This is a genomic window from Cobetia amphilecti, assembly GCF_020217465.1.
GTDB lineage: Bacteria > Pseudomonadota > Gammaproteobacteria > Pseudomonadales > Halomonadaceae > Cobetia > Cobetia amphilecti.
Genome location: NZ_CP084115.1, coordinates 262154 through 285687 on the forward strand (window position 1 = coordinate 262154; position 23534 = coordinate 285687).

A 23534-nucleotide genomic window follows, 5' to 3' on the forward strand; every position below is an offset into this window, starting at 1 on the left:
TGATCCTTGGCATCGGTAGGCCGATGCTGTGGGTGGCGTCCGGTTTTCCGGACACTGGCTGCGTGATGGCGCGGCGCACAACAATCAGATCCGGAGGGTGTGGTGGCAGAGGGATACGGCTGCCCACGATGACCGGACACGCCAAGGGAGAGCGGTGATGGCTCAGCAGATGCCTGTGTCAGGTGCGGTGGTCGGGGAGGAGAAGGCTGCCCCGCTGCGTGATGATCTACCTGCCACCTCGATTCATCTGGAGCGGGCGCGCCGCGAGTTGCTGCGTGCCGCGATGGATGCGGTGGAGGAGTGGGTCGTGGTGGTGGATGCCCAGGGCGGTATCCAGTTTCTGAATGCGCCCTATGCCGAGTTTCTCGGCGTCGAGGCCAGCGAGGTGCTGGGGCGCGATGTCAGCGAGGTGATCGAGAACACCCGCATGCACGAGGTGCTGGAGAGCGGACGCGCGGAGCTGGCCCAGCTGCAGCTGATTCGTGGCCACCACATGATTGCCCACCGTTACCCCATCTTCCGCGATGGCGAACTGATCGGTGCCATCGGCTCGGTGCTCTATCACGACACCTGGGAGTGGCGGCAGGTGAATGCCCAGGTTCAGGCGCTGGAAGCGGAAGTGGACTATTACCGTCAGGCGCTGGAAACCCCCACCGGCGCGCGCTGGCAGCTGAGTGACATCATCGGCGATTCGCCCGCCATGCGGGAGCTGGCCTGCAAGGTACGCAAGATCGCCCCCGGCGGTGCTTCGGTGTTGATCCGTGGCGAGTCCGGCACCGGCAAGGAGCTCTATGCCCATGCGCTGCACCGCAGCTCTGCGCGTGCCAAGGGCCCCTTCATCAAGCTCAACTGCGCGGCGATTCCCGAAGCGCTGCTGGAAGCGGAGCTGTTCGGCTATGAAGAAGGCGCCTTCACCGGCGCCAAGCGTGGCGGCAAGCCCGGCAAGTTCCAGCTCGCGGATGGCGGCACGCTGTTTCTCGATGAGGTCGGTGACATGCCGTTGGCGATGCAGGCCAAGCTGCTGCGCGTGCTGCAGGATCGCGAGGTCGAGGCAGTCGGCGCGACCCGTCTGGTCAGCGTCGATGTCCGTGTCATCGCCGCGACTCACCGCCCGCTGGAAGCGCTGGTCGAGAGCGGCGAATTCCGCGAAGACCTCTTCTATCGCATCAACGTGGTGCCCCTGAAGGTGCCGCCGCTGCGCGAGCGCCGCGACGACCTGCCGACCCTGGCCACGCACCTGCTGTCACGTCTGGCGCGACGCAGTGGTCGCCGCCCGCCGATTCTCTCCGAAGCCGCCCTCGAGCGCCTGTGTGCGCATCACTGGCCGGGTAACGTGCGCGAGCTGGAAAACGTGCTCGAAGCCGCCTTCTATCTGGGCGGCAGCCATATCCAACCGACCGATCTGCCGGATGCCATCGGTGCCCGGCATGGCGATGCCCGGCATGGCGATGCGCGGCACGCCGCTACCCATCAAAGCGACTTGTCCACACCCGCTTCAGCGCCAGAGTCGTCCACAAGCGCCCGGGAGTTGCACACCACGCCGGCCACGCTGCGTGAGGCGATGGCTCAGGCGGAGCGCCAATTGATCGAGGACGCGCTGCGCGCCGCCGAGGGCAATCGCACCCGCGCCGCTCGGCAGCTAGGCATCGCCAAGTCCTCGCTCTACGAGAAGCTCAATCGGCATGGCCTGTTGGCCGAAACGCCCTGATCGATAGGCATTTCACCCTCCCGCGACAAATAAGTGATACGAAGCGTCCGGAATCTCGGTCAGTGTCCGGAACTCCGGACGCTTCGCATTTCTCGCCAGCCCACGGCGTGCATACCCGCATGGGGTCTGTATTCCTCTATCGGCATATTCGACTGGAGTCGTAGACAGAATTCATGTCAGCGCGCGACCTTGGTCGCAGCCTCGGTGACCGGAGTGTCCGGCTTTCCGGACGCTGTCGTAAGCCGATACTGCCGCGCAGGGCGCGGTGAGTCGGCTCGCGCGGGCCTTGCCCTCGTAGCTCTCTGAAATCATTGACGTTGTTGTGGCGTGGTCAGCCGCTTGCGTTGTCATCGGGTAAGTTGACGTAAGCGTCATCTTGCAACGTGGCTCATGTCCAGCAAGCCACAAGCCGTACGACCAGCGAGCACAACAACAAATCAGGGAGCCGCACCATGTCGCAACACGCCACGCCGTATCAATCGACGCCGACCCGCCGCCTGCGCCTCGGAGCTGCCATTGCGGCGGCCGTGGCCACCACGACCTTGCTGGCCGCCGAGCCAGCCCAGGCGGAAGGGCCGAAACAGCTCGACGTCGCCAGTACCTTCTCGACCAAGAACTTCCTTGGCGCCGGTGCCGTGCGCCTGTCCGAGGAACTCAAGAGCGCGACCGGCGGCGAAGTCGGCCTGCGCGTGCACGAGCCGGGCGACCTGGTACCGGCCTTCGAAGTCTTCAACTCCGTCTCCTCCGGTGCGGTGCAGGCCGGGTGGGACTGGATGGGCTACTGGGCCGGCACGGTGCCGATCACCAACCTCTACGGCGCACTGCCGTTCGGCCCGAGCCCGGAAGCCTTCATGTCGTGGATGTGGGCCGGTGAGGGTACCGAGCTTGTGCAGGCCGCCTACGACCCCTACGGCGTGAAGGTGCTGCCGTGCTTCATCTCGCCGCAGGAAACCGGCGGCTGGTACAACAAGGAAATCAACTCGCCGGAGGACTTCAAGGGCCTGTCGATGCGTATCTCCGGCCTTGGCGCCAAGGTGCTCAACAAGCTGGGCGCCTCGACCCAGCTGGTGCCGGGCAGCGAGATCTACCTCGCGCTGGAGCGTGGCCGTGTCGATGCCACCGAGTTCTCGGTGCCGCAGGTCGATCAGGCGATGGGCTTTAATGAAGTCGCCAAGTACTACTACTTCCCGGGTTGGCACCAGAGCGCTAGCTGGTTCTCGCTGCTGATCAACCAGCAGGTATGGGACAGCTACAGCGATGAGCGCAAGGCGCAGTTCCAGACGGCCTGCCGCGCGACCCTGCAGTGGGCAATGGCCGAAGCGCCGCCGGCTCAGGTGCGTGCGATCCACGAGCTCGAGGAGAAAGGTGTCGAGGTCAAGCGCTTCCCGGAGCCGGTGATGACCGCGCTGCAGGAAGCCTGGGGTGAAGTGCTGGCCGAAGAGAAGCAGACCAATCCTGACTTCGCCAAGGCCTACGATTCGCTGATGAAGCACGCTGCACTGATCGACGAATGGTACGAGCTGCAGGCCATGCCGCAGCCGATGGCCATGAAGCAGGCAGACAACGCTGACGAGGGTAGCGCCCAATGACCGACCCCCGCCTTGCGCCCTGGCGGGCACAGGGCGGGGCGGTGTGTGACGCCCTGGGTCGACCACTGGTCGGCCTGGGGCTGTGGGTGGGTCGCCTGACCAGCTGGTTGGGTCTGGCGATCATCCTGGCCGTGCTCACCACCGTCACGCTCAACGCCCTGGGCATCAATGAAATCGCCAACTGGGGGTCGCCCGACGTGCTGCTGTTCGGCACCGCGATCACCATCAATTCCGTCACCGAGTTGCAGTGGCACCTGTTCGGACTGCTGACGCTCTTCGGTGGCACCTACGCCCTGCACAGCGATACGCATGTGCGGGTCGACCTGTTCTATCAGCGCCTCTCGCCGCGCGGACGCGCCGTGGTCGATATCCTTGGCCACATCATCATGCTGATTCCCTTCTGTCTGCTGATCGCCTGGCTGTCCAAGCACTTCGTCACCATGTCCTACATGTCCGGCGAGAAGTCCAACTATGGCGGTCTGGTGGACCGTTACCTGATCAAGGCGATGCTGCCGACGGGGCTGGTGTTCCTCGCCCTCGGTGCGCTGGGGCAGATCTTCGAGAATCTGGCCTGCCTGTTCGACCCGGCGCGCACCCCTGAGCGCCTGAAAGACCACGAGATTGCCAGTCTGGCCGGCCTTGCGGATCAGCAGAATGCTGCGCACGCGACCACCGACGCCACGGCACCCCAGAATCATGCAGACGGGAGCCATGACAATGCTCGCTGAATACGCCTTGCCCATCACCATGGTGGTGGCACTTCTGATCGGTATCTTCTCCGGCTACCCGGTGGCCTTTCTGCTCGGCGGGCTGGGCATCCTGTTCGCCTTCATCGGCGACATCCCGCTGCCGTTTCTCGGCACCGTCGGCTCGCGCATCTTCGGCGGCGTGATCGAGAACTGGCTGCTGATCGCGATTCCGCTGTTCGTGTTCATGGGGCTGATGCTGGAAAGCTCCGGCGTGGCGCGCAATCTGTTGATGACACTGCAGCGGCTGTTCGGTCGCGTGCATGGCGGTCTGGCCGTCTCGGTGGCATTGCTGGGCGTGGTGATGGCCGCCAGTACCGGCATCATCGGTGCCTCGGTGGTCATGCTGGGCCTGCTGGCGCTGCCGGTGATGCTGGGGCAGGGCTACAAGGCCGAGATGGCCTGCGGGGTCATCGCGGCCTCCGGCACCCTGGGCATCCTGATTCCGCCCTCGATCATGCTGGTGCTGATGGGTTCCATCCTGCAGATCTCGGTGGGGGCGCTGTTCAAGGCGGCGCTGATTCCGGGGCTGATGCTCGGCGCGCTCTACGTCGCCTATCTGCTGATCACCGCCAAGCTGCGCCCGGACTGGGCACCGCTGCCGGACCAGTCGCTGCTCGGCACCGACAAGACACCGCTGCCGCTGGCACTGCTGCGTGACCTGCTCGGCCCGATGGTGCTGATCGTCGCGGTGCTGGGGTCGATCATGACCGGTATCGCCACGCCCACCGAGGCTGCGGCCATCGGCGCGGGTGGTAGCCTGCTGCTGGCGCTGGTGATGGGCGGACTGTCCTTCTCCACCCTGCGCAACACGCTGCGCGATACCTCGCGCACCAGCGCGATGATCCTGTTCGTCGTCATCGGCGCGACCTGCTTCTCGGTGGTCTTCAAGCGCCTCGGCGGTGACTACCTGATCGAGGATGTCATCACCGGCACCGGCCTTGGCCCCTATGGCCTGCTGTTGCTGCTGATGGGGCTGATCTTCGTGCTCGGCTTCTTCCTCGAGTGGATCGAGATCAGCTTCGTGGTGCTGCCGCTGGTGGCGCCGGTGGTCGAGGCGCTGGACTTCGGGCTCGGGCTTTCCGGTCAGGGGCTGCTGGTGTGGTTCGCGATTCTGGTCGCCATCAATCTGCAGACGAGTTTCCTGACGCCACCCTTCGGCTATGCGTTGTTCTACCTCAAGGGCATCACCGCCGGGCAGGTGTCCATTGGCACCATCTATCGCTCGATTCTGCCCTTCGTCGGCTTGCAGCTGGCGGGTCTGATCCTGTGCATGATGTTCCCGGCGCTGGTGCTGTGGCTGCCGGGGCTGATGCCCTGACGCACGCCACTTGGGGCATCACAGGGAGGTGATGCCCGGGTAAGCAGAGGGCAGAGCAGCGCAGCGCAGCGCGGCATGAGGCACGCAGGGGCGACCCTTCGGGGGTTCTATCAGGGAGAATGAGATGCTGCCACGACGCAGGGTATTGATCGCGGGGCAGGGGGAGTGGCTGGAGGCCATGGCGCGCACCTTCCTGGAAGATGGCGCCATCATCGCCCTGATGGGCACCGCGCCGGCGGACCTCGAACGCGTGCTGGATGCACTGGGCGGTGAGCAGTCGGACCGCTTCGGCCAGGTGGTCGGCGAAGGCTGCTTCGAGACACTGGTGGCGCGTCTCGGGCGCCTCGATGTGCTGGTCTGCATGCCGCCGCAGGCCATGGCCGGGCAGTCGCTGGAAGCCTGTCTGGTCGCGCAGGTCGCCGGCCCCGGCGCCTTGCTCAAGGCGGCCTGTGCGCGCATGTTGCGCCACGGCGGACGCCTGCTGGCCGTGGCACCACCGCTGCCTTCGCAGCCGTCCTCATCGCTGCCCTCGCAGCTATCCTCGCAGGAGCATCACGGCACTGCCATGGCGCAGGCGGCGCTGAGTGAGCTGATCCAGCGGCTGGCGTCACGCGCGCCGGACAAGGTACGCGCCAATCTGCTGTGCCCAGAGGGCAGCCGACCGGACGCCGTGGCGGAATGCGCGCGCTTTCTTGCCGGTGGCGCCGGGCGCTCCCTCAATGGTCAGGTGCTGCACCTGAGCGACTGATCTCCCGACAGACGTTTTACAACACAAGCGGCCGTGGCATTGCCACGGCCGCTTGTCGTCGTCTGCTGGTCTGACATATGGCCAATTTGATCAAATATACGTCCAATTATATCAATCCGCTCTGGCTGAAGTGATTAAGGTAGAAGGAGACTCAGCGTCGCACCAGCATCCGCGAGCAGGTACCTGACCAGTAAGACAACAGTGCCGCTCCCTCAGCCGTGGAGATCATCGAGTGCCCAGCAGACCGCATTCCGTCAGCCTGAAAGACCATGGACAACAACTGCATCTGAGCCACGCCGAGGGCGATCTGACCCTCGAGGCGCTCTGGCTGCGTGAGCGGAGTCCCGATGAAACGACGCTCGACTCCCTCACCGGTCAGCGCCTGATCGAGGCGGCGGACCTGCCGCTGGACTTGAGCCTGACTCAGGCGCAGCTGGATGGCGACACGCTGTCACTGGCCTTCAGTGACGGCCATGCGGCAAGCTTCTCGCTGGCGTCCCTGCTGGCGGAGTGTCAGCCGTGTGAGGCCTATCAGGGCATGACCTTCTGGCAGGGGAGTCTCGCCCAGCTGCCCGAGGCCGACTTCGCCGCAGCACTGGACGATGACGCGGCCTTGCTGGACATGCTCGAGCAGTTGCAGCGCTTCGGCTTCGTGCGGGTCAGCGGCGTGCCGGACACGGAGGACGGCATGCAGGGGCTGATCCACCGTATCGGGCCGCTGCGGCGCACCAACTGGGGCGGTATCGCCGACGTGAAATCCGTCGCCAATGCCTATGACCTCACGATGACCCAGCGCGGGCTGGAGCCGCATACCGACAATCCCTACCGCGACCCGATTCCGGGCTATATCTGGCTGCACTGTCTGCGCAACGCGGCCCAGGGCGGCGACAGCATGCTGGTGGATGGCTTCAGTGCGGCAGAGCGCCTGCGGCGTGAAGACCCCGAGGCCTTCGCCTGCCTGACAGAAGTCAGCCCCGGCTTCCGTTATCACGACGCCACCACACGCCTGGAAAGCGAAGGCCCGCTGATCGAGCTGGACAGCCGTGGTCAGGTCGCCCGGGTACGTTTCTCCAACCGCACCGAGCGGGTGCCGGCGCTGCCCGGCGCGACGCTGCTTCGCTACTACGCTGCCCGCCAAGCGTTCTACCGCCTGATCTCCGGTGACGACTTCACGTTGCATCTCAAGCTGGCACCGGGCCAGATGCTGATCATGGACAACTACCGGCTGTTCCATGGCCGCAGCGCCTTCCAGCTGGAGGGCGGCATCCGTCATATGCGCCAGGGCTATGTGGATCGTGACTCCACCGCCAGCCGCCGTCTGCTGCTGGCCGATCAGCTCGCCGGTCAGCGCGACGGTCAGTTCGCCAATGAGGAGGCCAGCGCATGAGCGAGCAGGCCCGCTTCCGCAGTTTCGAGGAAAGCACGCATGCCGAGTGGGCGCTGATCGATGCGCGCTTCCGGGAATATCAGTCTGATGCCTGCCGGCGTGTGCTTGAACATCTGGGGCGTCTCAAGGGCGATCACCACGGCTATCCGGTCGATCGCTACGAACACTGCCTGCAGACCGCCACCCGCGCGCTGCGCGCCGGCGCCGATGAGGAGATGGTGGTCTGCGCGCTGCTGCATGACATCGGCGATGACCTGGCACCGGCCAATCATGCCGAGATCGCCGCCGGTATCCTCGAGCCGTTCATCGACCCGCTGAACACCTGGATGATTCGTCATCACGAGCTGTTCCAGGGCTATCACTACCGCGAATTCTTCGGTCAGGACCGCCACGCCCGCGAGGCACATGCCGGGCATCCCGCCTATGAGCGCACCGTGCGCTTCTGTGACGAGTGGGACCAGACCAGCTTCGACCCCGAATATGACACCCTGCCGCTGGAGCATTTCATCCCGATGCTGGAGCGCGTGATGGCGCGCGCGCCCTTCGGCGGCTTGCCGGATCTGGTGCCGGAGCCAGAACTTGAGACAAAAATGGAGCCAGAACTTGAGAAGGGCATGGCCAGGCAGGCCAGTGCTCGCTGAAGGCGCACTCCTCCGGAGGGTAAAGCTCCAACGAATCAATTGCTTGCGACGCAGCAGGGCGGAGAAGACACAAGCACCGTCAACGACAACGACAGCGCCGTGAGCGATGGACACGCACGACGACCGCCATATACGAAGCCTTTCAGCCCCGACAACAACAAGGCCCGGCGCGACCGGAACCGACAAGGAAAGACACGATGACCACCACCCCGTACCCCCTGACACCTACGACGAAGCACGGCGTCCGCCGTGGTCTGCTTGCCCTCGTGACCCTGCTGCTCGGCACGGCTAGCCTGGCAGCCTCGGCCCAGGACAAGGATGACGAGCTGACGCTGATCGTGCCGCCGTGGCCCGGCGTCACCGTCAAGAGCGAGATCGTCGCCCAGATTCTCGCCCCGCTGGGTTACGACGTGGAGCGACAGGAAGTCAGCTCCACCGTCGGCTACAACACCCTGACCACTGGCGACAGCGACGCCTTCCTCGCGGGCTGGCTGCCTGCCCAGAAAGACAGTTATGACGCGGCCATGGCCGCCGGTGCGATCACCGATCTCGGCAACAACGTCACCGGCGCCCGCATGGGCTTCGCGGTGCCGGGCTATGTCTACGAGGCCGGCATCCACAGCGCCGCAGACCTTGCCGCCCACGCCGAGAAATTCGACGAGACCGTCTACTCCATCGAAAGCGGTTCCACCATCAGTGACATGCTCAATGGCGCCATCGACAATGATGTCTATGGCCTGGGCGACTGGGATGCGATGGAGTCCTCGACGCCCGGCATGCTCAGCGAGGTACGTGCCGCCCAGCGCGAACAACGCTGGATCGCCTTCTACGGCTGGACACCGCACTGGATGGTGCCGGAATTCGACACCCATATCCTGGCAGACCCGGAGTCGGTGTTCGGCCCCGACAATGGCGCCAGTGACGTCAAGACCGTCGTGCGTACCGCCTATGCCGAAGCCAATCCCAACCTCGCCCGCTTCCTCGATCAGCTGGTCTTCAGCTCCGAAGAGCAGAGCGGCTTCATCCTCGATTACAGCCTGAAGGAGCGTGACCTCGATGAGGTGGCGCACGACTGGCTGGCCGCCAATCCAGACCGGCTGGCGGAATTTCTCGCCGACGTGACCACACGCGATGGCGAGGATGCCCTGGCCGCCGTGAAGGCCAGCCTGTGAGGCTGACCTAGCCTTGCTGCCGCCTTGACGGCGTGGGCGGGCGCCGAGGGATGGCTCCCGCCCATGGCCTCGTATTGCCCAAGCCTCGCAGCGCCCAGGCCTCGTCGCGTCCAGGACGCGCAATCCGTGAACCACGACCCTGCTTGCCATGCCTCTGGCGTGGAAAGTCGCAATGTGGAACGCCTCTTGCTATACAAGTGTATCAATAATCGTTCGCTTGATTGCAGCTCGATCGCCGATTGCGCAGCCCGCCGCGGCCCGCAGCGGCAAGACAGGCGTCATCCGCGCATCGTCCGTCAGGCCCGGCAGCATCACGCCGCACCAGCAGGGTGCGTCACGCCGCTAGCGGCTGCACGATCGCCCATTTCACGCCAGCCACAGCCACCCACTTGTGAGTCGCTCATGACTATCTCGCCCTCGAACGTATCTCCCATGACCCGCTCGAAGAATGCAGACAGTGACGGCATCTCCCAGCCTCAGCAGGCGCGCCCGGACGGCCAGGCAAGACCCGCGCGCGCTGCCTCGAATCGGGTCGTCGTCGAAGCCAGCAATATCGTCAAGCACTACGGTGATCTGGCGGTGCTGCACGACGTGTCCCTGCGCGTGAAGGAAGGCACCGTCACCACCATCATCGGCGCCAGTGGCTCCGGCAAGAGCACCTTGCTGCGCTGCATGAACCTGCTCGAGCGCCCCGATCGGGGCGAGCTGTCGATCGCCGATGAGCATGTGCGCTTCGACCGCGACAGCCGTGGTGGCCTCATCGGGCTGGATCGTCGTCAGATCCAGCGCCTGCGCTCCAAGGTCACCATGGTCTTCCAGCAGTTCAATCTGTGGCCGCACCTGACCGTGCTCGGCAATGTCGCCGAGGCACCGATGCGCGTGAAGGGCATGTCACGCCGCGAGGCGACGCGCATCGCGGAGCACTATCTGGAACGTGTCGGCATGCTGGAACGCGCCGACAGCTATCCGGCCTTTCTCTCCGGCGGCCAGCAGCAGCGGGTCGCGATCGCGCGTGCGCTGGCGATGGAGCCGCGCGTGCTGCTCTTCGATGAGCCGACCTCGGCGCTGGACCCGGAGCGGGTCAGTGAAGTGCTCGGCGTCATCCGCAGCCTCGCCGATGAGGGCCGCACCATGCTGATGGTGACCCACGAGATGGCCTTCGCCAGAGAAGTCTCCGATCAGATCGTGTTCCTCGATGAGGGCAGGGTAGGCGTGGCCGGAAGCCCGGCGGAGGTCTTCGAGCAGACCGAGCACGAGCGCTGCCGCCGCTTCATCGCACCGGCCGCCTGAGCCCTGCTTGCATCACCCCGGCATGGACCTCCCCGCCATGACGTAGATGGACCCACAACAACAGCCAGGAGATGGCCTGATGACCTTGATGAACGACGCTGGATTCGCTGCCAAGACACCTTCACTGACCACGCGCGGAACGCGTTCTGCCTCTGCTTCCACTTCCACCTCTGCCCCCACCTCTGCGCTGCGCAAGCTGGCAGGCGCCCTGATGATGGGGGGACTGGCGGTGGGTGGACTGACGCTGGGCGCCGCTCAGGTGCATGCCGCCGACACCCTCAAGATCGGTATCTCCGCGGAACCTTACCCGCCCTTTACTTACACCTCCGCCAGCGGCGAGTGGACCGGTTTTGAAGTGGAGCTGGCCGAGGCGATCTGTGACGCCATGCAGCGTGAATGCGAGATCACCCCGACCGGCTGGAGCGGCATCATCCCCTCACTGAAGGCCGGTCGCATCGACATGATCATGAATTCGATGACCATCACCAAGGCCCGCGAGAAGGTCATCGACTTCAGCATCCCCTACTACAACTCGCCCGGCGCCTACGTGGCCGCCAAGGATCTCGAACTCGAGATTCCGGACGGCCTCGACGGCAAGATTCTCGGCACCCAGGCGGCGACCACCCACGCCAACTTCGCGCGTCGAGCACTGCGCAGCACTGGCGTCGATGTGCGCCTGTATGACCAGCAGGAGCAGGTCAACAGTGACCTGCTGTCCGGGCGCGTGGACGTGATCCTGGCCGACGAGATCGCCATGAGCGCACTGGTCAAGCGTGACGAGGCCAGCAACTTCGAGATCAAGGCGACCACGCCGCAGCACGAGGCCTACGGCATCGGTGCCGGTGTCGGGGTACGCAAGGAAGATGGCGCGCTGAAAGAGGCGCTCGATGGCGCCATCCACCAGGTCTATGCGAACGGCACCTGCACGGCGCTCTCGAACAAGTACTTCGATACCGACGTCTGCCTGGGCTGATCCTGCGCGTGCTGGCCGGCCGGCTGAGGTCGCCCGGTCAGCACGCCTCGCGTATCGCATCCGCCATTTCCTACTGATACGAGAAGGACGCTGATCATGTCCCAGTTCGCCCAGGAAGGGCTCGCCGATTGGGCGGCCCCGATACTCGCCGGCGCCGTCACCACCCTGCAGATCGCCTTCGCCGCCTACGCCATCGGCTTGCTGCTCGGGCTGGTGGGAGCGGCGTCACGACTCAGCCCCTGGGCGCCGCTGCGCGCGCTGGCCACCAGCTATTCGACGGCCGTGCGTGCGGTGCCGGAATTGCTGCTGATCATCCTGCTGTATTACGGCGGCTCCCAGGCGCTCACTGCCCTGATGAACGCGCTGGGTGTCGCTGGCAAGGTCGAGATCAGCGGCTTCGTCACCGCCGTCGGCGTACTGGCCTTCGTGCAGGGCGCCTACATGACCGAAGTCTTTCGCGGCGCCATCCTGGCCATTCCCAAGGGCCAGCTGGAAGCGGCCGATGCCTACGGCTTCTCGCCCATGGCGCGCTTTCGCTACATCACGCTGCCGGGCATGTTGCCCAACGCACTGCCGGGCATGTCCAACCTGTGGCTGATCCTGATCAAGGACACCGCCCTGATCAGCGTCATCGGCTTCAGCGAGCTGTTCTTCACCGTGCAGCAGGCGGCCGCCAGTTCGCGCGCCTATTTCCTGTTCTACAGCGTGGCGGGGCTGCTCTATCTGCTGATGACCCTGACCTCGAGCGCCGCGTTCAGTCGTCTGGAGCGCTACGTGCGCCGCGGCGAACCCGATATTTCAGCCCAGGAGGCGTGACATGGATTTCAGCTGGTTATCGGACCCCTATTATCAGGAATCGCTGTGGACAGGGTTGATCAACACCCTGGTGCTGCTGGTGGTGTCGGCCGTGCTCGGCTTCACGCTGGCGGTCGGCATGGCGATGGCGCGCATCAAGGGTCCCAGGCCTCTCGCCTGGCTGGCCAGCGGCGTCTCCATCGTGATGCGCGGCACGCCCCTGCTGGTGCAGCTGTTCTTCTTCTATTACGGCATCGGCCGGCTGCTGGAAGGCATTCCCGGCATTCGCGAGAGCATGTTCTGGGGCATCCTGCGTGATCCGTTCTTCTACGCCACCCTGACCTTCACCCTCTCGGTGGGCGCCTATACCGGTGAAGTCCTGCGCGGGGCACTGCTCAGCGTGCCGCCGGGCGAGCGGGAAGCGGGGCGCGCCTTCGGCATGGGGCCGTTCCAGGTCTTCACGCGTCTGTGGCTGCCGCGCGCCATTCAGCTATGTCTGCCGACCCTGACCGGCGAGATGATCCTGCTGCTCAAGTCGGTGCCGCTGGTCTCGACGATCGCCATGATGGACCTGCTGCAGGTCGCCAATATCATCCGCGACGAGAACTTCCTCACCTACGAGCCGCTGCTGTTCATCGGCGCCATCTACCTCGTGCTGACCATCCTGCTGACCCTGTGCCTGCGCCAGGTCGAACTCAACTTCCCCGGCGTACGCGCCCAGGCACGCAGCGGCGGGTGGCTGTCGCGCCTGCGCCAGCCAAGGCCCGCCTGAGGCCACTCGCCTGGCGGCCATCGCTCACTTCCCGCAGATAATCTCTCTTGCACACAAAGACGCCGAGTCAGTCGACTCGGCGTCTTTGTGTCAGTGGGCCGATGATCAAGCTCCGAAGCCAGCAAGCTTTCTAACTGGCACCGAAACCTGCCAGCTCTTCAACTTGCTCCGAAGCCAGCAAGAAAGACGCGCACACAGCGTCTGACATGTGGGCGGAGTTGTTCCGGGCTTTCGGTGTCGGGTGGGCAGCCGAGCAGGGCGTCGACATGCAGCGGGTTGAGCAGCATGCCGGTGAGCAGGTTGGCGGCGGCCAGTGGTTCCTGGCCGAGGCCGGTGGACGGCAGGTGGCCCTGGGCGACCTGACGCGACAGGTAGTCTGCCAGGCGTTGTCGGGTCAGCTTGGGGCCGTTGTCGAGGAACAGCTTGCCGAGCTGCGGGTTGCGGCCGCTCTCGAAGGCGAGGCCACGGAACAGGCGGATCAGTTCGGGCGCGAGGGCCAGCGCCAGCATCGCCATGCCGAAGTCTTCCAGCGCTTCCTCGACACTGCGTGTCTCGTTGGCTTCGTGGTCCATCACCGACCACACCGTCTGCGCCTCCTGCTGCATCACGGCCAGAAACAGGCCGTCCTTGTTGCCGAAATTACGATACAGCGTTGCCAGTGATCCGCCTGCCTGCCGGGCGATCTCATTGATGCTGGTCGCGGCGAAGCCGTGTTCGAGGAAATGTTCGCGCGCGACTTCCAGCTGGCGTTTGCGGCGTGCTTCCCCGCGCGGTGAGGCGCGGGTCGTGGTGCTTCCCGAGTCAGGGGCGGTCTCTGATGAGGGCGAATCAGTCATGTGAGTGTCCTGTCTGTGATCCGGAAACCGCCTGAAACAGGCAAGGTTGCGATATTGCGAACGAGAGACGCTGTCTGTCGAAACTGTCGGGGCTGCCTCAAGGAAGTGTAGTATTCATTACACTTTGTGGCGATGCAAGATGACAGCCGTGGCCTGAGCGCTCGCAAGCGCCGTGGCCGCCTCATCCGCAGCGTCAGACAGATTACACGCCTGTCACCGACAGGCAGCAAGAGAGAGTCGCCGAATGAACAAGGCAGGCAAGGGTGTCGTGGCACTCATCGTGGTGGCGGGCGTGATCGCTGGCGGAGTGATGGGGGTCGAATGGTGGCAGGTCGGGCGCTTCATGCAGGAGACCGACAACGCCTATGTGCGTACCGACAGCGTCGCGGTGCGCTCCGAGATCACCGCGCGGGTGACGCGCATGCTGGTGCACGACAACCAGCCGGTGAAGAAGGGGCAGTTGCTGGTGCAGCTGGATGACGAAGATGCCAGGGCCAATCTGGACCAGGCCAGTGCCGCGCTGGACAACGCCCGCACCGGGGAAGTCCAGGCCGAGCGTCAGCTGGACCTGCAAGGCGCCAAGATCGACGAGGCCAAGGCATCGCTGGCCTCGGCCAGGGCCGAACGCGATCAGGCGGCGCTGCATCTCAAGCGCTCCAGAAGTCTGGAGAGCCGCAGCTACGCCTCGCGTCAGTCCTATGAAGATGACCAGGTGACCATGCGAACCGCCGAGGCGAGCGTTGCCCAGAAGCAGGCCGCGCTGGTGTCTGCCCAGCAGCAGCTTGAGGTCTACAAGGCGCAGCTGGAATCGGCGCGTGCCCAGGTGGTGTCAGCGGCGGCGGATCTCGCCTACGCGCGCCACCAGCTGGAGAAGACCTCGATCTACGCGCCGCAGGATGGCGTGGTCGGCAATCGCAGTGTCGAGGTGGGCACCATGGCCAGCGCCTCGTTGACCCTGATGCAGCTGGTGCCGGTGAAGAGCGCCTATGTGGTGGCCAACTACAAGGAAACCCAGACCGAGCGCATGCGCGTCGGCCAGCCGGTCAGTCTCGAGGTGGACGCCTACCCGGACATCGAGTTTGAGGGCGTGGTGGATAGCCTGGCGCCGGCGACCGGCACCGAGTTCAGCCTGCTGCCGACCGACAACGCCACCGGCAACTTCAACAAGATCGTCCAGCGTGTGCCGGTGCGCATTCGCCTGACCGGCCCAGCGGATGCGCTGCCGCGTCTGCGCGCCGGCCTGTCGGTCATCCCCAGCGTCGATACACGAGAGCTTTCGGACACCGGCTCCTATGCCGTCGATAGCCTCTCCAGGGACGTCATCGCGCCCGATGCCGCGCAGGTCGCCAGCGCTGATCGCGGAGCGCAGTAAGCATGGCCGAGACGACTCAGTCCTCGGCTCAATCCCCGAGCCAGCCCCCCGCGGGCAGCGCCAGTGACATGCCGACGCGCCGCCAGCAGATCGGCTTCGTGGCCGCGGTGTTCGGCATGTTCATGGCGATTCTGGATATCCAGATCGTGTCCAGCTCGCTCAACGAGCTGCAGGCGGGCCTGGCCGCCAGTCAGGACCAGATCTCCTGGGTGCAGACCAGCTACCTGATCGCCGAGATCGTGATGATTCCGCTCTCCGGCATGCTGGCGCGCATCTTCTCGACGCGGCTGGTGCTGACCGTCTCGGCGCTGGGCTTCACGCTGGCGAGCCTGGGCTGTGCGCTCTCGACCTCGCTGGAAGCCCTGATCGTGCTGCGTGCGGTCCAGGGCTTCATGGGCGGGGCGATGATTCCGCTGACCCAGGCGGCCAGTTTCTCGATCTTCCCGCGCCGCATGATGGGCAGCATCCAGGCGGTGATCGGCCTGGTGGCGACCATGGCGCCCTCCATCGGGCCGTCCGTCGGCGGCTACATCACCGAATACATGAGCTGGCATTGGCTGTTTCTGGTCAATCTGGTGCCGGGCATCATCGTGGCGGCGCTGGTGTGGCGCAATCTGGAGATCGACAGCGGCGACCGCGGTCTGCTCAGTCGTCTGGATACGCTGGGGCTGGCGCTGATGGCGGTCTTTCTCGGCAGTCTCGAATTCGTGCTCGAGGAGGGGCCCGGCGATGACTGGTTCGCCAGTTCGCTGATCCTGTTCTGGAGCGTGGTGTGCGCGGTGGCGGCGGTCGGCTTCTTCTGGCGCGTGCTGACGACCAGCAACCCCATCGTCGACCTGCGGGCGTTCAGGGACCGCAACTTCGCGCTGGGGGCGATCATCGGCTTCTGGATCGGCGTGGTGCTCTACGGGCTGGTCTATCTGGTGCCGCTGTTTCTCGGTTCGATTTCCGGCTTCTCCAGCGTGCAGATCGGGCAGGTGATGTTCGTCAGCGGCGTGGTGATGTTCCTGATGGCGCCGGTGGCGGGCAAGCTTTCCGACCGCATCGATCTGCGCCTGATGCTGTGCATCGGCCTGGTGCTGACCGGCCTCGGCACCGGCATGAACGTGCACCTGACCTCGGACTCGGGCTTCGATGACTTCTTCTGGCCGCAGGTGATCCGCGGCGCGGGCCAGATCATGGTGCTGCTGTCGGTCTCCCGGCTGGCGATGGGGCGTCTGGCGCCCCACGAGATAGGCAACGGCAGTGGCCTGTTCAACGTGATGCGCAACCTGGGCGGCGCGGTGGGACTGGCGCTGATCGATACCATCCGCGAGCTGCGTGAGGACTATCACTGGAACCAGATGATCGGGGCCATCGACCAGAGCCGCCAGGTGGTGATCGATCAGCTGGCAAGCTATCAGTCGACCTTCGCGGGGCTGGCTGATCCGTGGCAGGCCGGTGTGCAGATGATCGCCCAGCGCATCAGCATCCAGGCCGAGGTGCTGGCCTTCGACAATATCTTCCTGTGGCTGGGCGCGGTCTATGTAGTCGGCAGCGTGGCGGCCTTCCTGTTCCGTCGCCCGCAAGACCCGGCCAGCAAGGCGGATGCCAGCGAAAGTGGCGAACAGAGCCCAGCGCACTGATGGCGCCTTGAAGGCTCCTTGAGCGTACTTTGAGAAAACGCCGCATGTCGCTGAAAGACAAAGACCCGCCAATCGGCGGGTCTTTGTCTTTCAGGCATTGAGCCTCTGTCAGTCAGCATTCAGCCAGCAGGGCGTCACCAGCCCCAGAACATCAGATACCAGATGCCCAGTGCGGGCAGGCAGGCCAGCGCGACACTCGCGGTACCGATCAGCCGTGCAGCGTTGCCGGCGAGCAGGCCGCCGTTGCGCTGCTCGCCGGTGATGCGCCAGGCCAGCCGCAGCCCCCACAGACAGGCCAGTGCCAGCAGGGTGGCGCGCAGATCATTGGCCCAGGTGAGATTGATGCCATCGCCGCGCAGCAGCGTCATGGTGGTGGCGGAGAGGCCGAGAAACACGCCCAGCCCGCCCAGCGGAATCAGACTCAGCGAGAGGTGCCACAGGCGTGACAGCGTCGCCTTGCCACCCATCAGCCAGTTGCCCAGCAGCAGCGGCAGGCTGGTGAGCGCGCCCAGCAGGCCGCCACCGACCACGATCCACAGCGTGATCAGGCTGCCATCGAGCAGGTTGAAGACATCGTTGTGCTCGGGGTAGTTGGTCAGAATCCAGGTCGGCAGGGTGGTGGTCAGCGGCCACATCAGATCGTGATCGATCAGCCAGAAGGCCAGCTGCTGCTTGAGGGCGACGAACCACGGGCTGGCGCTCCAGCTGAAGGCGCCGATGGCGATGCCGAGCAGGCCGAACACCAGCACCGAGTAGTGGGTGAAGCGCACCGGCTGCGGCGGCTCGACCAGCTCCACGCCCGGCGCACGCCACTCCAGCTGCATCGCGTCCTTGTAGCCGCTGCAGCGTCCGCAGACATGGCAGTCACCGGCACTGTCGAGCTGCTTGAGCGGAATCAGCGGCGCGCAGTCAGGGGCGTGCATGCGCACGGCGTTGCCCTGACGGACAGCCTGATTGTGGGCGTTCCAGCGGGCCTGGTCGGTACGGAAGTGGGTCGGTGACAGGCGCGCCAGCAGATTGAAGACGCCATTCACCGGACACAGCTGACGGCACCAGACGCGGGTGCCCTTGCCGTAGATCAGCCCGACGATGATCGCGGCCACCGTCGAGCCCCCCAGTACCACCAGTGCGCCCAGCGGGTACTGATAGACGCTGGCCAGCTGGCCATACAGCGTGGTGCCGAGGAAGGCCACGAAGGGCCAGCCGCCCCAGCGCATCCAGCCGGGAATCGGGCGACCGAGGCCGATGCGACTGGCGGCTTCGGTCAGGGTGCCTTCGGGGCAGAAGACACCGCACCACACGCGGCCCATCAGCACCATGCTGATCAGCACGAAGGGCCACCACAGCCCCCAGAACACGAACTCGGCGAACACCGTCAGATTGGTGAGGATATGCGCCTGGTAATCCGGCAGTGGCAGCAACGCAGGCACCACCAGCAGAAAGGCATAGATGCCGACCACCAGCCATTGCACCAGCTGGATCAGACCACGCCGCTGCTGCATCGCCTGTCCGAAGCGCGCGATGCGCGTGGCCTGACGGCCCGGCGGGGTGCCGCCATCACTGGCGATGAGGTTGGCGATGTCACCGTGGGGGCTGGAGCCGCAATTGGCCATGACTATCGTTTCTCCTGACTGGCAGATCGCGTGAACAAGACTCAGCTGCGCGCGCGGGCAGTGAGCTGACGGCGCTGGTCGACGCGCTCCCTCTTGCGCTGACGCTTCATGAGGCTTGCGACGATGACCCAGTAGCCGAGATAGCCGACCACCATCGTCGTGGCAGGCCAGGCGCGATAGCCGGCGAAGGTCGCCAGCAGTCCGCCGAGGCCGCTGCCATCATCGAGCAGCCAGCTGGAATCCCACAGCGGGTCGAGGCCTGCCGGCAGATAGCCGAGGCCGATCAGCTGTTCGAGGCCCGACATCAAAAGTGACGCCGCCAGCAGCAACAGCAGGATTTCGGTCACGCGGAAGAACAGCTTCCACGAGAACAAGCGTGAACCGAGCTGCAGCGCCATGAAGGTCGCCACCGCGAGGGCGAAGCCGAGGCCTGCGGCGAGCGCGAAGCTGGCGATGCCGCCGGACTGCAGGCTGGCGGCGCCCATGCCGTAGAGGAAGACGACGGTTTCCGCGCCTTCGCGCGCCACGGCGATGGCGACCAGCGTCGCCACGCCCCAGTAGCTGCCGGAGGAGACGGCGCTGGCCAGGCCGCTCTCGAGTTCTGCCTTGAGCGTGCGGCCCTTGGTGCGCATCCACAGCACCATCTGGGTGATCAACAGGCAGGCGGTCAGTACCAGTACGGCCTGGAAGACCTCCTGCGCGGTGCCGGTCAGCCAGGTGTTGGCGCCCATCAGCGCCGCCCCCATCAGGCCGGCCAGCACCAGGCCGGCGACGACCCCGCCCCACAGGTAGCGCAGGCCCGCGCGGGTGCCGGACTGCACCAGCCAGGCGTGCATGATGCCGATGACGAGAATGGCTTCGACGCTTTCACGCCAGACGATAAACAGGATCTGATCAAACATGCGGACTCTCTTCTACTGACGTTCGGTGCGCGCCATCGATGACGAAAAAGGCGTCATTGGCACAGGGTGGCCGAGCTTATTCGGCGACGACCTTGCCACGCGCGTCCGGCAGGTGGAAATCATCGAAGAAGTCATAGCTCCCCGCGCGCAGCGGATGGATGACGACGAACGACTTCACGCCCGGTGCCAGCACCTTCTCCTTGCGCAGGGAGTTGCTCTCGAATTCGGCCGGCGTATTGCCCGCGTTGTGCAGCTGGATGACGAATTTCTCGCCGGCCTTCACCTCAAGGACCTCAGGAATGAGCTTGCCGTTGTCGAGGGTCAGGTCGTAGGACGGCATGTCGCTGGCGGCCGCCGGCCGAGGCAGCAGGGCCACGAGCAAAAGGGCGACGAGCAACATGACGAGCGCGGGCAGCAGGGCGCTTGCTCGACGGGGCAGGCGAGAGGGCAAGAGGGAGGGCAAGAAAGAGGTCAGGCGCATGGGACACTCCGGACGATGAGGGAAAGCGCACACTGACACCAGCACAAGGCGCTGGTGGTAGAGCGACCAATGGCCGCGAGTGCAGGTCAGCACAGGCGGCCATCGAAGGAGCAAGCGGCAATGGCCGCCTCACGGGATGCAGACATTCAGGGTCATGCAGCAGGGCAGAGCGGCGCTCAGTAGCCGCCTTTCTTGCCGACGCCGGCATAGACGAAGTCGTAGTCGGTGGTGATGGTCTGCGGCCACTCGGCCACGCCGGTTTCCTTGTCGATATGACGCGGCATGTCCGGATGCTGGATCTCGAAGGTCAGGTGGTACTTGCCCGGGCCATCCAGTTTGACGTTCTTGCCGTAGTGGGTGCCGTCATTGGCGATCATCGGCACCAGCTCGCCTTCGATCGGCGCCTCGCCACCCTGTTTGGTCAGGGTGTAGTGAATGCCGAGATAGGGAATCCAGTCGCCCGGCGCGAAGCCGTTGTCGTTTTCCATCAGCGCGTGGATATCGGCTTCCAGGTGGATATCGGCCTGATTGGCAGGCAGCTTGCCGGTCGGGGCCATCACCACCGGCTGCAGGTAGACCGCAGCGATTTCCATGCCGCCTTCCTTGACCGGCGTGCCGATCGGGTATTCCAGTGCTGAGGCCTGACCCGCCACGAATGTTGCCGCCAGGCTCAGGGCGAGCAGGCAAGGCTTGAGCGCGCGGGGCAGAGCAGTGGTGAGGGAGTGACGCTGTGGCATCGGGGGGACTCGCAATGATGGGAAGTGGAGCTTCATTATCCCGATAAGCCTAAATATAACCATTCTCATCCCTGCGCCGCTTGCGTTGCTCATCTTGCAACGGGGCGTTGTATGAGCATGAGCTTCTTCTCAAGTAAGCACGAGATTCTTCACAAGTAACAGGGGCGGGTGGCAGGCCTGGCGGCAGCGCCGAGCAGGTCGCGGTTTTCTCACGACTACTTTACGGCTGCCTCGCGACTTTCTCGCGCCATCTGGTCTGGCGCGCTGCCATGCGGCATGCTGCGCGACATGACGACTCCTCCTTCAGATTCTCCTTCTCGCATTGATCTGCCTGCCCTCGAGGCGTGGTGCCGAACGCTGCATCAACATCTGCTCGCGCGGCGTCAGCGTGCCTGCCTGTGGATCAGCGGCGATGACCCCACTGGCGCCGCGCAGGCGATCTGTGAGCGGTGGCCAGCGCGTGAGCCTGCTCCGCTGTGGCTGGGCACAGGTGAAGCCTTGTCGACAGCGGGCGCGACGCCGGTGCGTACGCTGGCGATGGCCAAGGCCGCCACCCAGCTGGGCGGTGAGCAGTCACTGGTCATATTCGATGCAGCGCAGCCGGCGACTGGCTTCGACCCCGATGCCTTCGGCGCCGTGGCCGGCACCCTGAAGGCGGGGGGCCTGCTGGTACTGATGACGCCTGCCGCCTGGGCCGCGGCAGACCCTGCGCCAGTGCCGGATGGCGATCATGCGCGGCTGGCTCACTGGCCCTTCGAGCGGCAGCAGCTGACGGCACGCTATCTGGCGCGGCTGGCGCGGCGCCTCTCATCGCATGCCAGTGTGCTGCACTGGCCACAGGGCGGACACTTGCCTGCGCCATCGCTGGATGGCGGCAATCAGGCGGCGCGAGCAGACGCCATCGCCGACAGCGATTGTCTGACGCAGGACCAGGCCGCCAGCGTGGCTGCGCTGGAGGCTCTGGCACCTGCGCGGCCCGTGGTGATCAGCGCCGATCGCGGGCGTGGCAAGAGTGGCGCGCTGGGCATCGCGGCGGCGCGCTGTCTGGCGGCGGGGGAGGATGTCTGGCTGACGGCGCCGCGCCCTGCGGCGGTCAGCGCGATCTTCGAACGCCTGGCGGTCCTGATGCCCCAGGGGCAGCGCGAGGGCAATGTCTTTCGCTTGTCGGCTGGGCAGGCGGGGGACGACACGGCTTCTGGCAGCGAACTGCGCTTTCTGGCGCCGGATGCCATCGAGGCGGCTCGCCTTGCCTGTCACGATGAGGCGCTGCCACAGTTGTTCGTCGATGAAGCCGCCGCCATCCCCACGCCATTGCTGAAGGGCTATCTGGCGCATTTCCCGCGCATCGCCTTCGCCACCACCGTGCATGGCTATGAAGGCACCGGGCGCGGCTTCCAGCTGCGGTTTCGCCATCATCTCGAGCGTCAGTGTCCCGGCTGGCAGGCGCTGGAGATGACGACGCCCGTGCGCTGGGCGCCCGGCGACCCGCTGGAGGCGTTGACCGATGATTTGCTGCTGCTCTCGGCGCAGCCGCCTGAGCTGCCTGAGCCATGCGCGAAGAATGCTCAGCAGTGGCTGGAGGGCTGCGACATTGTCGTACTGGAGCGTGATGCATTGGCGCGTGATGAGGCGGCGTTGCGGCAGCTGTTCGGCCTGCTGGTGCAGGCGCATTACCGCACCACACCGGCGGACCTGCGCCAGCTGCTCGACACGCCGGGGCTCACGCTGATGGCGATTCGTCAGCGAGACGTCACGACAGGGCGTGATGCCTGGCTGGGGGTGGTGGCCGCTGTCGAGGAGGGCGGCTTCCCGACGCCCCTGGCGCATGATATCTGGTGCGGCAAGCGGCGTCCGCGCGGGCATCTGCTGGCACAGTCACTGGCGGCGCATGCAGGCCACCAGGGCGCCGCCGAGGCCCGCTGGTGGCGGGTGCTGCGTATCGCGGTGCATCCCGCGCTGTGGCGGCGTGGTCAGGGCGCGCGCTTGCTCCAGGCGCTGGAGCAGCAGGCGCTGGCGGCAGGCGTCACGCGACTCGGCACCAGCTTCGGGGCCGAGGCCGATCTGGTCGCCTTCTGGCTGGCGCAGGGTTTCGTGCCGCTGCGCATGGGCCTCAAGCGCGATGCCGCCAGTGGCGAGCACGCAGTGATGATGGGCAAGGCCATCGGCGAAAGCGGGAGTGGAAAATCTGCGCCGCGCGGGCAGTTGGCGCAGGATGCCTTGCTCGGCGCGCTGCAGCAGGACTTCCAGCGCCTGCTGCCCAGCCTGCTGAAGCATGAGCTGCACGGCTTGCCGCCCGCCTTGGCCGACAGACTGTGGCAGCGAGGAAGTGAGAATGACCTGGCCACGCTGACGCCAGCCGCATGCGCGCAGCGACTGGACTGGTATCGCCGTGGTGGCGGGGGGCTGGCGCTGGTGCGGCCGTGGCTCGAGACAGCACTCGAGGCCTGTGGGCCTGCACGACTCGATGAGGCGTCACGTCACGGGCTGGTGCTGGCGCTCGGCGGACAGGATGCGCCTGCCTTCATCAGCTGGGCCGAGGGGCAGGGCATCGTGGGCCGCAAGGCGCGCGATCGCTGGTGCCGAGCGGCCGCCGGGCGCCTGATCGAACAGAGCGAATGACAAGGCCGTCTGACAAGCTCATCTGACATGAGCATCGGTCAAGCCTGTCTGACAAGAGCAGAGCGGCCGGCCGCGGCTCAGAGGCCCGGAATGCCGATCGGGCCGGGCATGTCAGGAATCGGCGAGCAGCCACTCAGCATCAGCAGGCCGGCAGTGGCGGAGATGGCGGTCAGCAGCAGTAGTCGACGAGGCATAAGGGCTCCGATG

General features: G+C 65.4%; 20 protein-coding genes. 15 read left to right on the top strand and 5 right to left on the bottom strand.

Translation table 11 applies throughout. The features are described from left to right. Nucleotides 1-157: 157 nt before the first annotated feature. The 12 genes from LCW13_RS01195 to LCW13_RS01250 all read left to right on the top strand — a co-directional run bounded on the left by LCW13_RS01195 (nt 158) and on the right by LCW13_RS01250 (nt 13142). On the top strand, nt 158-1708 hold the full coding sequence (locus LCW13_RS01195; protein ID WP_225347484.1) for a sigma-54 interaction domain-containing protein: 1551 nt from the start codon (nt 158-160) through the stop codon (nt 1706-1708). A 452-nt stretch (nt 1709-2160) separates the two neighbouring features. After that, nucleotides 2161-3297, top strand: a complete 1137-nt coding sequence (locus LCW13_RS01200) for a TRAP transporter substrate-binding protein (protein ID WP_084589358.1) — start codon at nt 2161-2163, stop codon at nt 3295-3297. Next, complete coding sequence (locus LCW13_RS01205; RefSeq protein ID WP_084589357.1) at nt 3294-4025, top strand: TRAP transporter small permease subunit; 732 nt, start codon at nt 3294-3296, stop codon at nt 4023-4025. The genes LCW13_RS01200 and LCW13_RS01205 overlap by 4 nt, the downstream gene beginning before the upstream one ends. Then, on the top strand, nt 4015-5364 hold the full coding sequence (locus LCW13_RS01210; protein ID WP_043333245.1) for a TRAP transporter large permease: 1350 nt from the start codon (nt 4015-4017) through the stop codon (nt 5362-5364). Before LCW13_RS01205 ends, LCW13_RS01210 begins: the two co-directional genes overlap by 11 nt. Nucleotides 5365-5488: 124 nt before the next feature. After that, nucleotides 5489-6112 (top strand): Rossmann-fold NAD(P)-binding domain-containing protein, encoded by a 624-nt coding sequence (locus tag LCW13_RS01215; protein WP_043333244.1) that lies wholly within the window; start codon nt 5489-5491, stop codon nt 6110-6112. Between the two features lie 232 nt (nt 6113-6344). After that, nucleotides 6345-7499, top strand: a complete 1155-nt coding sequence (gene tmpA, locus LCW13_RS01220) for a 2-trimethylaminoethylphosphonate dioxygenase (RefSeq protein WP_404813656.1) — start codon at nt 6345-6347, stop codon at nt 7497-7499. Beyond that, nucleotides 7496-8140 (top strand): HD domain-containing protein, encoded by a 645-nt coding sequence (locus LCW13_RS01225; RefSeq protein WP_052384498.1) that lies wholly within the window; start codon nt 7496-7498, stop codon nt 8138-8140. The genes tmpA and LCW13_RS01225 overlap by 4 nt, the downstream gene beginning before the upstream one ends. A 197-nt stretch (nt 8141-8337) precedes the next feature. Next, a complete protein-coding gene (locus tag LCW13_RS01230; protein ID WP_084589356.1) occupies nt 8338-9312 on the top strand; it encodes an ABC transporter substrate-binding protein in 975 nt (324 codons plus the stop codon). Between the two features lie 432 nt (nt 9313-9744). Continuing rightward, the gene (locus LCW13_RS01235; protein ID WP_084589355.1) at nt 9745-10602 is read left to right on the top strand and encodes an amino acid ABC transporter ATP-binding protein; all 858 of its coding nucleotides are present in this window, start codon (nt 9745-9747) and stop codon (nt 10600-10602) included. 79 nt (nt 10603-10681) lie between these two features. Beyond that, complete coding sequence (locus LCW13_RS01240; RefSeq protein ID WP_225347485.1) at nt 10682-11575, top strand: transporter substrate-binding domain-containing protein; 894 nt, start codon at nt 10682-10684, stop codon at nt 11573-11575. A 96-nt stretch (nt 11576-11671) separates the two neighbouring features. Continuing rightward, a complete protein-coding gene (locus LCW13_RS01245; RefSeq protein ID WP_043333243.1) occupies nt 11672-12391 on the top strand; it encodes an ABC transporter permease in 720 nt (239 codons plus the stop codon). A 1-nt stretch (nt 12392) separates the two neighbouring features. After that, nucleotides 12393-13142 carry an ABC transporter permease gene (locus LCW13_RS01250; protein ID WP_052384497.1) on the top strand — a complete coding sequence of 250 codons (750 nt, stop codon included), beginning with the start codon at nt 12393-12395 and terminating at the stop codon, nt 13140-13142. Between the two features lie 158 nt (nt 13143-13300). Here the strand turns inward: LCW13_RS01250 and LCW13_RS01255 are convergent, their stop codons facing one another. Further along, a complete protein-coding gene (locus LCW13_RS01255) occupies nt 13301-13978 on the bottom strand; it encodes a TetR/AcrR family transcriptional regulator (protein WP_043333242.1) in 678 nt (225 codons plus the stop codon). 244 nt (nt 13979-14222) lie between these two features. On the opposite strand from LCW13_RS01255, the gene LCW13_RS01260 reads away from it, so the two are divergent. Further along, on the top strand, nt 14223-15350 hold the full coding sequence (locus LCW13_RS01260; protein WP_064503265.1) for an HlyD family secretion protein: 1128 nt from the start codon (nt 14223-14225) through the stop codon (nt 15348-15350). Nucleotides 15351-15352: 2 nt separating this feature from the next. After that, nucleotides 15353-16975, top strand: coding sequence for a DHA2 family efflux MFS transporter permease subunit (locus LCW13_RS01265; RefSeq protein ID WP_084589354.1), 1623 nt, complete (start codon nt 15353-15355; stop codon nt 16973-16975). Between the two features lie 134 nt (nt 16976-17109). Here the strand turns inward: LCW13_RS01265 and LCW13_RS01270 are convergent, their stop codons facing one another. The 4 genes from LCW13_RS01270 to LCW13_RS01285 form a co-directional block, all read right to left on the bottom strand. Further along, the gene (locus LCW13_RS01270; RefSeq protein WP_084589353.1) at nt 17110-18588 is read right to left on the bottom strand and encodes a 4Fe-4S binding protein; all 1479 of its coding nucleotides are present in this window, start codon (nt 18586-18588) and stop codon (nt 17110-17112) included. A gap of 41 nt (nt 18589-18629) precedes the next feature. Then, nucleotides 18630-19490, bottom strand: a complete 861-nt coding sequence (locus LCW13_RS01275; protein ID WP_043333240.1) for an FTR1 family iron permease — start codon at nt 19488-19490, stop codon at nt 18630-18632. Between the two features lie 76 nt (nt 19491-19566). Next, nucleotides 19567-19971: a cupredoxin domain-containing protein gene (locus LCW13_RS01280; protein ID WP_225347486.1), complete on the bottom strand. Its 405-nt coding sequence runs from the start codon at nt 19969-19971 to the stop codon at nt 19567-19569. 176 nt (nt 19972-20147) lie between these two features. Then, nucleotides 20148-20708: an iron transporter gene (locus LCW13_RS01285; protein ID WP_052384496.1), complete on the bottom strand. Its 561-nt coding sequence runs from the start codon at nt 20706-20708 to the stop codon at nt 20148-20150. A gap of 288 nt (nt 20709-20996) precedes the next feature. On the opposite strand from LCW13_RS01285, the gene LCW13_RS01290 reads away from it, so the two are divergent. Continuing rightward, nucleotides 20997-23327, top strand: a complete 2331-nt coding sequence (locus tag LCW13_RS01290; RefSeq protein WP_225347487.1) for a tRNA(Met) cytidine acetyltransferase TmcA — start codon at nt 20997-20999, stop codon at nt 23325-23327. Nucleotides 23328-23534: the final 207 nt, after the last annotated feature.

Excerpts from the sequence above, each read along its gene's own strand:
- LCW13_RS01195 (WP_225347484.1), top strand. The coding sequence starts at position 158 with ATGGCTCAGCAGATGCCTGTGTCAGGTGCGGTGGTCGGGGAGGAGAAG.
- LCW13_RS01200 (WP_084589358.1), top strand. The coding sequence starts at position 2,161 with ATGTCGCAACACGCCACGCCGTATCAATCGACGCCGACCCGCCGCCTG.
- LCW13_RS01205 (WP_084589357.1), top strand. The coding sequence starts at position 3,294 with ATGACCGACCCCCGCCTTGCGCCCTGGCGGGCACAGGGCGGGGCGGTG.
- LCW13_RS01210 (WP_043333245.1), top strand. The coding sequence starts at position 4,015 with ATGCTCGCTGAATACGCCTTGCCCATCACCATGGTGGTGGCACTTCTG.
- LCW13_RS01215 (WP_043333244.1), top strand. The coding sequence starts at position 5,489 with ATGCTGCCACGACGCAGGGTATTGATCGCGGGGCAGGGGGAGTGGCTG.
- LCW13_RS01225 (WP_052384498.1), top strand. The coding sequence starts at position 7,496 with ATGAGCGAGCAGGCCCGCTTCCGCAGTTTCGAGGAAAGCACGCATGCC.
- LCW13_RS01230 (WP_084589356.1), top strand. The coding sequence starts at position 8,338 with ATGACCACCACCCCGTACCCCCTGACACCTACGACGAAGCACGGCGTC.
- LCW13_RS01235 (WP_084589355.1), top strand. The coding sequence starts at position 9,745 with ATGACCCGCTCGAAGAATGCAGACAGTGACGGCATCTCCCAGCCTCAG.
- LCW13_RS01240 (WP_225347485.1), top strand. The coding sequence starts at position 10,682 with ATGACCTTGATGAACGACGCTGGATTCGCTGCCAAGACACCTTCACTG.
- LCW13_RS01245 (WP_043333243.1), top strand. The coding sequence starts at position 11,672 with ATGTCCCAGTTCGCCCAGGAAGGGCTCGCCGATTGGGCGGCCCCGATA.
- LCW13_RS01250 (WP_052384497.1), top strand. The coding sequence starts at position 12,393 with ATGGATTTCAGCTGGTTATCGGACCCCTATTATCAGGAATCGCTGTGG.
- LCW13_RS01255 (WP_043333242.1), bottom strand. The coding sequence starts at position 13,978 with ATGACTGATTCGCCCTCATCAGAGACCGCCCCTGACTCGGGAAGCACC.
- LCW13_RS01260 (WP_064503265.1), top strand. The coding sequence starts at position 14,223 with ATGAACAAGGCAGGCAAGGGTGTCGTGGCACTCATCGTGGTGGCGGGC.
- LCW13_RS01265 (WP_084589354.1), top strand. The coding sequence starts at position 15,353 with ATGGCCGAGACGACTCAGTCCTCGGCTCAATCCCCGAGCCAGCCCCCC.
- LCW13_RS01270 (WP_084589353.1), bottom strand. The coding sequence starts at position 18,588 with ATGGCCAATTGCGGCTCCAGCCCCCACGGTGACATCGCCAACCTCATC.
- LCW13_RS01275 (WP_043333240.1), bottom strand. The coding sequence starts at position 19,490 with ATGTTTGATCAGATCCTGTTTATCGTCTGGCGTGAAAGCGTCGAAGCC.
- LCW13_RS01280 (WP_225347486.1), bottom strand. The coding sequence starts at position 19,971 with ATGCGCCTGACCTCTTTCTTGCCCTCCCTCTTGCCCTCTCGCCTGCCC.
- LCW13_RS01285 (WP_052384496.1), bottom strand. The coding sequence starts at position 20,708 with ATGCCACAGCGTCACTCCCTCACCACTGCTCTGCCCCGCGCGCTCAAG.
- LCW13_RS01290 (WP_225347487.1), top strand. The coding sequence starts at position 20,997 with ATGACGACTCCTCCTTCAGATTCTCCTTCTCGCATTGATCTGCCTGCC.